The organism is Actinosynnema sp. (genome assembly GCF_052038725.1).
Genome location: NZ_JBQGCX010000675.1, coordinates 1 through 8,986, shown reverse-complemented (window position 1 = coordinate 8,986; position 8,986 = coordinate 1). Strand labels below are relative to the sequence as shown.

9 protein-coding genes are annotated in these 8,986 nt (G+C 73.6%); 4 read left to right on the top strand and 5 right to left on the bottom strand.

The window, feature by feature from the left end:
- Both adh and ACTUAL_RS14295 read left to right on the top strand, forming a co-directional pair.
- A partial coding sequence (adh, locus tag ACTUAL_RS14300) for an aldehyde dehydrogenase (RefSeq protein WP_440900581.1) occupies nucleotides 1-1,166 on the top strand: 1,166 nt, incomplete at its 5' end.
- Nucleotides 1,166-1,540: a DUF779 domain-containing protein gene (locus tag ACTUAL_RS14295; protein WP_177154527.1), complete on the top strand. Its 375-nt coding sequence runs from the start codon at nucleotides 1,166-1,168 to the stop codon at nucleotides 1,538-1,540. The genes adh and ACTUAL_RS14295, both read left to right, overlap by 1 nt.
- Here ACTUAL_RS14295 and ACTUAL_RS14290 read toward each other — a convergent pair.
- A complete protein-coding gene (locus tag ACTUAL_RS14290; RefSeq protein ID WP_440900580.1) occupies nucleotides 1,514-3,061 on the bottom strand; it encodes a beta-N-acetylhexosaminidase in 1,548 nt (515 codons plus the stop codon). The two genes, ACTUAL_RS14295 and ACTUAL_RS14290, sit on opposite strands and share 27 nt — an antisense overlap.
- 40 nt (nucleotides 3,062-3,101) lie before the next feature.
- Nucleotides 3,102-4,589, bottom strand: coding sequence for a CYTH and CHAD domain-containing protein (locus tag ACTUAL_RS14285; RefSeq protein WP_096491789.1), 1,488 nt, complete (start codon nucleotides 4,587-4,589; stop codon nucleotides 3,102-3,104).
- 147 nt (nucleotides 4,590-4,736) lie between these two features.
- Between ACTUAL_RS14285 and ACTUAL_RS14280 the strand changes: the two genes are divergently transcribed.
- Nucleotides 4,737-5,558: a hypothetical protein gene (locus tag ACTUAL_RS14280; RefSeq protein ID WP_440900579.1), complete on the top strand. Its 822-nt coding sequence runs from the start codon at nucleotides 4,737-4,739 to the stop codon at nucleotides 5,556-5,558.
- A 36-nt stretch (nucleotides 5,559-5,594) separates the two neighbouring features.
- On the opposite strand, the gene ACTUAL_RS14275 is transcribed toward ACTUAL_RS14280, so the two are convergent.
- The 3 genes from ACTUAL_RS14275 to ACTUAL_RS14265 all read right to left on the bottom strand — a co-directional run bounded on the left by ACTUAL_RS14275 (nucleotide 5,595) and on the right by ACTUAL_RS14265 (nucleotide 8,192).
- Nucleotides 5,595-6,269, bottom strand: coding sequence for a class I SAM-dependent DNA methyltransferase (locus ACTUAL_RS14275; protein WP_440900578.1), 675 nt, complete (start codon nucleotides 6,267-6,269; stop codon nucleotides 5,595-5,597).
- A 232-nt stretch (nucleotides 6,270-6,501) separates the two neighbouring features.
- Entirely contained in the window at nucleotides 6,502-7,119 is a 618-nt protein-coding gene (locus tag ACTUAL_RS14270; RefSeq protein WP_440900577.1) for an HNH endonuclease family protein, read from the bottom strand.
- A gap of 122 nt (nucleotides 7,120-7,241) precedes the next feature.
- Entirely contained in the window at nucleotides 7,242-8,192 is a 951-nt protein-coding gene (locus tag ACTUAL_RS14265) for a methionyl-tRNA formyltransferase (protein ID WP_440900576.1), read from the bottom strand.
- A 76-nt stretch (nucleotides 8,193-8,268) separates the two neighbouring features.
- On the opposite strand from ACTUAL_RS14265, the gene ACTUAL_RS14260 reads away from it, so the two are divergent.
- On the top strand, nucleotides 8,269-8,986 hold a 718-nt coding region (locus tag ACTUAL_RS14260; protein ID WP_440900575.1), incomplete at its 3' end, for an amidohydrolase family protein.

Genomic DNA, 8,986 nt, shown 5'->3' with positions numbered 1-8,986 from the left:
CGCTCGCGGTCGACCACTTCCGCTACTTCGCCGGCGCGATTCGCGCCCAGGAGGGCGGTATCTCGCAGATCGACGAGGACATGGTCGCGTACCACTTCCACGAGCCGCTCGGCGTCGTCGGCCAGATCATCCCGTGGAACTTCCCGATCCTGATGGCCGTGTGGAAGCTCGCCCCCGCGCTCGCGGCGGGCAACGCGGTCGTGCTCAAGCCCGCCGAGCAGACCCCGGCGTCGATCATGGTGCTGGTCGAGCTGATCGCCGACCTGCTGCCGCCGGGCGTGCTGAACGTGGTCAACGGCTTCGGCGTGGAGGCGGGCAAGCCGCTGGCCACCAGCAAGCGCGTCGCGAAGGTCGCGTTCACCGGTGAGACCACCACCGGCAGGCTGATCATGCAGTACGCCAGCGAGAACATCATCCCGGTCACCCTGGAGCTGGGCGGCAAGAGCCCGAACATCTTCTTCGGCGACGTGGCCGCCCAGCGCGACGAGTTCTACGACAAGGCCCTCGAGGGCTTCACGATGTTCGCGCTCAACCAGGGCGAGGTGTGCACCTGCCCGTCCCGCGCGCTGATCCAGGGCTCGATCTACGAGGAGTTCCTCGGCGACGCGGTCGAGCGCACCAAGGCGGTCAAGCAGGGCCACCCGCTCGACACCGACACGATGATCGGCGCGCAGGCCAGCAACGACCAGTTGGAGAAGATCCTCGCCTACATCGAGATCGGCAAGGCCGAGGGCGCCGCGCTGCTCACCGGCGGCGGTCGCGCGGACCTGGGCGGCGAGCTGTCCGGCGGCTACTACGTCACCCCGACCGTGTTCGAGGGCGACAACAAGATGCGGATCTTCCAGGAGGAGATCTTCGGCCCGGTCGTGTCGGTGGCCCGCTTCGACGACTACGCCGACGCCATCAAGATCGCCAACGACACGCTGTACGGCCTCGGCGCGGGCGTCTGGTCCCGCGACGGGTCCACCGCCTACCGCGCGGGCCGCGAGATCCAGGCGGGCCGGGTGTGGGTGAACAACTACCACACCTACCCGGCGCACGCGGCGTTCGGCGGCTACAAGCAGTCCGGCATCGGCCGCGAGACCCACCGGATGATGCTCGACCACTACCAGCAGACCAAGAACCTGCTGGTCAGCTACGCCCCCGGCGCGCAGGGCTTCTTCTGATGGAGCGGGTCGCGCTGACCGAGGAGGCGGCGGGGCTGATCCGCCGCCTCCGGGCCGACCACGGGGAGCTGATGTTCCACCAGTCCGGCGGCTGCTGCGACGGCAGCGCGCCCATGTGCTACCCGGCGGGGGAGTTCCGCACCGGCGGCTCCGACGTGCACCTGGGCGACCTGGTGGTGGACGGCTCGCCGGTGCCGGTGTGGATGTCCTCCGCCCAGTTCGAGTACTGGAAGCACACCCACCTGACCATCGACGTCGTCCCCGGCCGCGGCAGCGGGTTCTCCCTGGAGGCCCCGCTGGGCGTGCGCTTCCTGGTGCGCTCCCGGCTGCTCACCGACGAGGAGGTGTCAGCCCTGCCACGGGACGGTGGGTGAGCGGTGGAAGGCCACGCCCCTCGCCGTCCACCGGGGGCCCTGCGCGGCCAGCCGGGACCGGAAGTCCGCCCAGTCCCGGCCGGTCGCGGCGGTCCAGCCCACCTCGGCCACCGCCGCCAGCCGCGGGAAGGCCATGGACTCCAGCTCGGCCACCGTCGTGAGCGTCTCGGTCCACAGCGGGGCCTCCACGCCCAGCACCGCCGACTCCGGCACCCCGTCGAGCAGGGTCGCCGGGTCCCAGCCGTAGGCGGCGTCGACCTCCACGGTCCCGGCCCACTTCAGGCCCAGCTCGGTCTTCTCGGTGTACTTCATGTCCAGGTACACCCGGTCCGCGGGGGACAGCACGAACCGCACCCCGCGCGCCGCCGCCTCGGCCAGCTCGGGACCCGCGGGCCGCCCGGTGTCCCAGTACTGCGCGACCGCCGTCGTGGGCAGGTCGGCGCGGGTGAACTCGGACCAGCCCATGGCGCGCTTGCCGTGCTCCCCGACCATGGGCAGCACCCGCGCCATGAAGGCCCGGCAGTCCGCGGGCTCGGTCGCGAACGCCTCGTCGCCGCCGATGTGCAGGTACGGGCCGGGGGTGAGCGCGGCGACCTCGCGCAGCACGTCGGCCACGAACCGGTAGGTGGTCTCGGAGGCGATGTCCAGGGTGGAGAAGCCCACCTCGATGCCGGTGTAGAGCTTGGGCGCGATGCCGTCCGGGTTCAGCTCCGGGTAGGAGGACAGCGCGGCGGCGGTGTGGCCGGGCAGGTCGATCTCCGGCACGACGGTGACGTGCCTGCGGGCCGCGTAGGCGACGATCTCGCGGTAGTCGTCCTGGGTGTAGAAGCCGCCGGGGCCGCCGCCGACCGAGCTGGTCGACCCGTGCGCGGTCAGGTTCGGCCAGCTCTCGATCTCCAGCCGCCAGCCCTGGTCGTCGCTCAGGTGCAGGTGCAGGGTGTTGACCTTGTGCGCGACGGCCAGGTCCAGGTAGCGCTTGACGTCGTCGACGCCGAAGAAGTGCCTGGCCACGTCCAGCATCACGCCCCGGTGCGGGAAGCGCGGGTGGTCGAGCACGTGCACGGCGGGCACGGTGAACGGGCCGTCCTGCCGCTCCGGGCTCTCGACGGCGGCGGGCAGCAGCTGCCGCAGCGTCTGCACCCCGGACCACAGGCCCGCCGGGGTGTTGGCCCTGAGCACGGCGGTGTCCTCGGCGGTGTCGAGCTCGTAGCCCTCGTCGCCGACCTCGGCGGCGGCGCCCTCCAGCAGCAGCACGACGCCCGGTCCGGCCGCGCCCTCCACCACCGGCAGCGGGTAGCCGGTCGCCGGGCGCAGCAGCTCCGCCAGCAGCTCGCCGACGTCGCGCGCGCCGGGCGAGCCTGGCGGGACGCGGACCTCGGCGTCGGGGGCGAGGGTGAACGCGGCGCCGGGGCGCGGCTCAACCAGGACGGGCGCTGGCACGATCGTGTGCAAGGGGCTCTCCGCGGCGGTTCGGCGCCCCCGCGCTCGGCTCGGCGGGGGCGCGGTGCTGGCCGCCCCCACCGTGGCAAGCGCCCCCGAGAGGTGTCAAGGTCTGGACCAATCAGGCGAACTTGGGCTTGCCCAGCCCCGCCCACAGCGCCGGGAACCGCTCCTCCACCAGCGCGGCCCGCTGGCTCTCCAGCCCGTGCAGCACGCCGAACGCGAACCCGTTCTCCCCGGCCGCCCCCGCCTCCGCGCCGAGCTGCCGCAGCACCGGCCGCGCCACCACGCTGTCCTGGTGGTCGCCGAGCAGCGTCTGCACCGCCTTGACCTTCCTGCGGTACCGGCGCGCTGGCTTGCCGTGCAGCGGCTCCACCGCCTCCACCGCGTACCGCAGCCGCTTCGCGCCCTTGCGCGCCTCGTGCAGCCCGGCGTCGTCGTGCGCCCGCGCGACCTGCGCGGCCAGCTTCCGGTAGCTCTTCGCGGCCAGCCCCGGCAGCTCGTCCTTCGCCTTGCCGCGCGCCCGCCTGGTCAGCGGCGGGTCGGCCAGCAGCGCGTCCACCGCGTCCAGCAGCGCGAAGTAGCGCGGGCTGTCCAGCGCCTCCACGGCCGACCGCTTGGCCTGCGCCTCGCGCGGGGCGAAGTGCCGGGTCAACCGGGCCGCCACCGGACCGGGCCGCAGCTCGGGCTCCAGGCCGTCCAGCACCAGCTCGAACCGCTCCCGCAGCACCTCCAGGTCGCGGGCCTGCCCGAGCACCCCGGCCAGCCACTTCAGCTCGCCCGCCAGGTCCGCCGTCCGCCCCTTGTCGACGATCCCGCCGAACACCTTCAGCGCGCTGCGCATCCGCCGGGTCGCCACCCGCATGGCGTGCACCGCGTCCGGCTCGTCCCGGCGCACCCTCGGGTCCTGCGCCCGCAGCGCGTCCGCCTGCTCGCGCAGGTAGGCCAGCACCACGCCGCCCGCCGACTTCCGCCCGACGTCCGGGCCGGTCGGCCGCGCGGGCACCCGGTCGCCGAGCAGGCGGGTCAGCTTCGCCGAGGACCGCGACCGGCGCATCCCGGCCTTCTTGAGCCGCCGCTCCACCGCGTCCAGCAGCGCGACCGTGCCCCGCTCGCCCAGCTCGACCTCGACCTCGCGCCACGTCCGCGCCTCGTCGCCGTCCTCGCCGCCGGTGGCCGACACCCGGTCCTCGACCACCTCCACCAGCAGGTCGCCGCGCCCGTCCACCAGCTGCCAGCGCTGCCGCTCGGTGCTGATCAGCGCCACCGGGGCCAGCTCGCCGCCCCTGGTGTGCACCCGCACCAGCGAGCCCAGCTCCTCCGGCGGCGCGCTGTCCTCCCCGCCCGGCGGCAGCCGCAGCTCCTCGCGGGTGTCGACGCCCGCGGGCAGCTTCAGGTGCCAGCCCGCGTCGTCCCCGCCGGTGCGCCTGCGCAGGGTCAGGCCCGCGCTCGCCAGCCGCAGGTCCCCGGTGTCGTAGTACACCGCCTCCAGCAGCTGCTCGTGCGGACCGGCGGTGGCCGCCACCCCCGGCAGCCCGGTCATCGCGGGCAGCCGCACGCCGTCCGGTGCCTCGTACTTGCGCTCCGTCTCCTTCACCGAGGTCGTCATGGGGAAGGCATACACCGAAAACGGGCACTTCACCCGTTCACGCTCGGTGATCATCCGTTGCCCCGCGCGGGGGTTCCACGCCGCCGTTTGCGTGGTTGTGCCCGCGCCGCCGTGAAGAGCCCCTATCCGTGCGGTTGGCTTGGGGGCATGGCCCCCACCGAGAAGGAGCGGCTCGACGTCCTGGAACCCGTGGTCGAGAGCCTCGTGGCGACGACCACCCAGCTGATCGCGGACCTCGGGCGGGTCAGTTCCCGCCTGCTGGTGCTGGAGCGGCGGCTGGCCGGGTTGGGCGCGGGCGCGGACGAGGACCTGGACCGGGTGGACGAGGAGATCGCCGGAACAGTGTCCGCGCTGCGCGCGGCCTGGGACGCCGAGCAGGACCTCCTGGCCGACGAGGTGCGGGCCGAGCTGCGCGCCGAGGTGGCCGAGTACGAGTCGTTGCAGGAGCGCAGGGACACCGGCCGGGCCCGCTTGGAGAAGCGGATGCAGCGCTTCGAGCGCGACGCGCTCCAGCACTCGGTGAGCCAGGCCGAGTGGCAGATCCACGCCCGCGAGGCCGAGGCGACCGAGGCGTACCACCGGCTGGAGGCCGACCGGAAGGCGGGCGAGGAGGCCTGGCGGCAGGAGGCCGTGGCGCACGGCGACAAGGCGCGCGGCGAGATCCAGGCCCACGCGCGCGCCAGGTTGCAGCGGTCGCTGGCGGCCGACGCGCGGCTGCCGGTGTGGTTCCGGGTGGGCCTCGGCGAGATCACCGCGCCCGACCCGACGCCGTGGCTGCGCGCCGCGGCGACCCTGGTGGCCTACCGGCTGGAGTACGGGGTGACCGACGCGGTGCACCCGCTCGGCGAGGCGCCCGTCGCCGCGGCAGGCGGCTCCGCGGCCTGGGTGCGGCGCGCCAAGGTCTACGAGGCGCTGGTCAAGCAGTTCGAGGAGATGCGCCCGGACTCCCGCTCGTACTCGATCACCTGACCCGCGCGGTTCGATCCGGCAGGCCCCGGACCGGCCTCACCCCGCGCGTTCGGCGAGAACGACGAACTCGCGGCCCGGCCGGTCCGGGGCCTGCCGCACGTCCAGGACCCGGAACCCCGCCCCGACCAGGTCCGCCTCCAGCTCGGCTCGGTCGCGGAACCGCAGCACCGAGTCCGAGGCGAGCGCGGTCCCGTCCGGGAAGCGGTAGGTGTGCCGGAAGGACACCAGCGGCAGCGCCACCTCCAGCACCGCGAGCTCGGCGGTGACCGGTCCGACGCCGGGAACGTCCCTGGTCACCGGGGGAGTGCGCGCCCACTCCCCCCAGGCTCGGAACTCCGGGCGGCGGGTCTCGAACACCAGGTGACCGCCGGGGCGCAGCGCGTGGTGGGCGCCTGCGAGCGCCTCCGCCCAGCCGGCGTCGGTGGTGAACACCTGCGCGACGTTGCCGGTCAGCACCACCAGGTCCACGCCCAGCGCGGGCGCGTCGGCGGCCCCGCCGCCCAGCCGGCGGACCCGGTCGGCGTGCTCCTTGCCGCGCGCGACGTCCAGCCACGCCCCCGCCGGGTCCAGCCCGACCACCTCGATGCCGGCAGCCGCCAGCCGCACGGCCAGCGAGCCCGTGCCGCAGCCGACGTCGAGCACCCGGCGGGCGCCCAGCTCGGCGACCAGGGCGGTGCAGGCGTCCAGGTCGACCCGGTCGCCGTCGAACACGTCGTAGAGCGCGGCCGACCTCGGGTCCGCGAAGATCGCATCCGGCGCCGTCCGACGGTAGCGCCGCGTCCCGGAGGGCTCGACCGAATTCCGGCCTACCTGTTTCCCGGCCTACCTGTTTCCTGGCCGACCGCTTCCCGCCCCGGCAGCCCCGTCCGATCCCGTCCGGCCCCGGACGCGCGAACGCCCCCTGCGCCGCGCGGGCGAGGGGGCGTCGACGGGGTCGGTCAGGTCAGCACTTGGCGAGCACGCCCGCCAGCGCGTCGTGCTCGGCCTGGTCGACGGTCAGCGCGTACTGCGCCTTCACCTGGATCCAGTGCGCGACGTACGTGCACGCGTAGTCCGCCTTCGGCGGCATCCACTTGGCCGGGTCCTGGTCGCCCTTGGCGCGGTTGGTCTTCGCGGTCACCGCGATCAGCTGCACGCCGCCCAGGTCGTTCGCGAACGCCTTGCGCTTCTCGTCGTCCCACTTGTCCGCGCCCGAGCGCCACGCCTCGGCCAGCGGCACCGTGTGGTCGATGTCCAGGTCGCCCGCCTTGGTCACCTCGACGCCGTCGTAGGCGCTGACCCACGTGCCCGAGGTGGCCTTGCACTCGCCGTCGGTCTGCACGCCTGCGCCCTGCTGGCGCAGGACGACCTCGCGGGTGTCGCAGGAGTCGCCCTGGCCCGCCCAGTGCGGGAACCGGTCCCGGCTGTAGCCCGCCATCTTGGCCTCGGGGGCGATGGCCAGCCCGGCCAGCTGCTCGCCCGCCTGGCCGCTGTTCGCCGCGGGCGGCTGCTGCGGCGAGGACGATGTGGGCAGTTGGCCGTCCAGCACGCCCTGGCAGCCCGTCAGAGCCAGGAGGAGCACCGCCACGAGAGTCGTCCGCTTGCCGCTCATAACACTGAATGATTACACAACGGGGTCACCAAACCTCACTTCAGCGACGGACCGTATCTCCGTCGTGGGATTGGTGACCCCGTTGGTCCCGACTACTGCGGACGGCTGGTGAGGTAGCCGCCCATATGGGTGAAGTACTCGGTGGCGCCCAGTTCGACGCCCTCGTCGGTGCGGACCCGCTTCACCAGCAGCGCCCGACCGCGCCCGCGCCTGGCCTCCGGGCCCGCGACGATCGCGACGCCGTCGCCCTCGCGGTAGAAGATCCGGCCCGGCGTGCCGCCGTAGTTCTCCCGCGACACCTCGGCCTCCACGATCTCCAGCCTGCGGCCCCGGTGGAACGCGTAGGCGCTCGGGTAGGGCGCGCACTGCGCCCGCACCAGGCGGTCCAGCTCCTCGGCGGTCCAGGTCCAGTCGATCCGCAGGTCCTCCTCGGCGCGCTTGTGGAAGAAGCTCGCCTTCGAGCGGTCCTGCGGGGTGAACTCGGTGCGCCCGGACGCCAGCTCGGCCAGCCCGTCCACGGTGATCGGCCCGAACAGCGCCAGGGTCTTGTGGAACAGGTCGGCGGTGGTGTCGCGCGGCCCGACCGGCACGGCGCGCTGGAGCACGACGTCCCCGGCGTCGAGGGTGTCGTCCATCATGTGCGCGGTGACGCCGACCTCCTTCTCGTCGTTGATCAGCGCCCAGATCAGCGGCGAGAACCCGGCGTAGGCGGGGAGCAGCGAGTCGTGCACGTTGAGCGTCCCCCGCTTGGGGAGGTTGAACACCTTCGGGGGAATCCAGGTGCGCCAGTTCGTCGCCACGATGACGTCCGGGTCGTCCTCCTTGAGGCGGGTCAGCAGCTCCTCGTCGTCCGGTCGCTCGCGGATCAGCACCTCGATGCCGTGCTCCTCGGCGAGATCGGCGACCGAGTCGCTCCAGATCCGCTCGTAGGCGTGGTCGCTCTTCGGGTGGGTGACGACGAGCGCCACCTCGTGCTCGGAGTCCAGGAGCGCCTGGAGCGTGCGGTGCCCCCAGGTCTGGTAGCCGAACATGACGACCCGCATGAACTCCTCCTCGGAATGGCAAGCCTAACCTAAGTTATCCAACCCTAAACGAGTCCGCCGTGATTACTCTGCGCGTGTGATCCTTGACGTGAAGTTGGTGCGCGGACGGGTCGTGACGCTGGACCCCGCCGGGACCGGGTCGGACGTGGTGGGCGTGTGGCGCGGACGCGTGGTCGGGGTGGGCGACCAGGTCCGCGACCTGCCCGCCAGGCGCGTGGTCGACCTGGACGGCGCGGTGGTGCTGCCGGGTTTCGTGGACGCCCACACCCACCTGGCGTGGACCGGCCGCGCGGCCCGGATGCCGGACGTTTCGGGATGCCGCACCGTCACCGAGGTCGTGGCCCTCCTGGCGGCCCACCGGACCGGGGCCTGGCTGGAGGCGGCGGGCTACGACCACCGCCTCCTGGACCGCCCGCTCACCGCGCGCGACCTGGACGCGGTGGGCGGGCGCGTCTACCTGCAGGACGTGTCGGGCCACGCCTGCGTGGTCGACTCCGGCACGCTGGCCGAGCTGCCCGCGCACGCCCTGGCCGACGCCGAGCGCGACGCCGAGGGCGCGCTGACCGGTTTCCTGGCGGAGGGCGCCCAGAGCGCCGCCCGAGCCCTGCTGCTCCCGTACCCGCTGTCCCACGTGATCGCCGACGTGGAGGCGGGCGCCAGGCAGTGCCTGTCCGAGGGCGTGGTCCTGGCCGCGGAGGCGGGTGTGGCAGGCGGCCTGATCGGGACCACCCCCCTGGAGGTGGCCGCCTACCAGCAGGCCACCCTCCCCATCCGGGTGCAGCTGATGGTCGCCG

Coding starts and splice junctions, on each gene's coding strand:
- ACTUAL_RS14295 (WP_177154527.1), top strand. CDS start 1,166: ATGGAGCGGGTCGCGCTGACCGAGGAGGCGGCGGGGCTGATCCGCCGC.
- ACTUAL_RS14285 (WP_096491789.1), bottom strand. CDS start 4,589: ATGACGACCTCGGTGAAGGAGACGGAGCGCAAGTACGAGGCACCGGAC.
- ACTUAL_RS14280 (WP_440900579.1), top strand. CDS start 4,737: ATGGCCCCCACCGAGAAGGAGCGGCTCGACGTCCTGGAACCCGTGGTC.
- ACTUAL_RS14265 (WP_440900576.1), bottom strand. CDS start 8,192: ATGCGGGTCGTCATGTTCGGCTACCAGACCTGGGGGCACCGCACGCTC.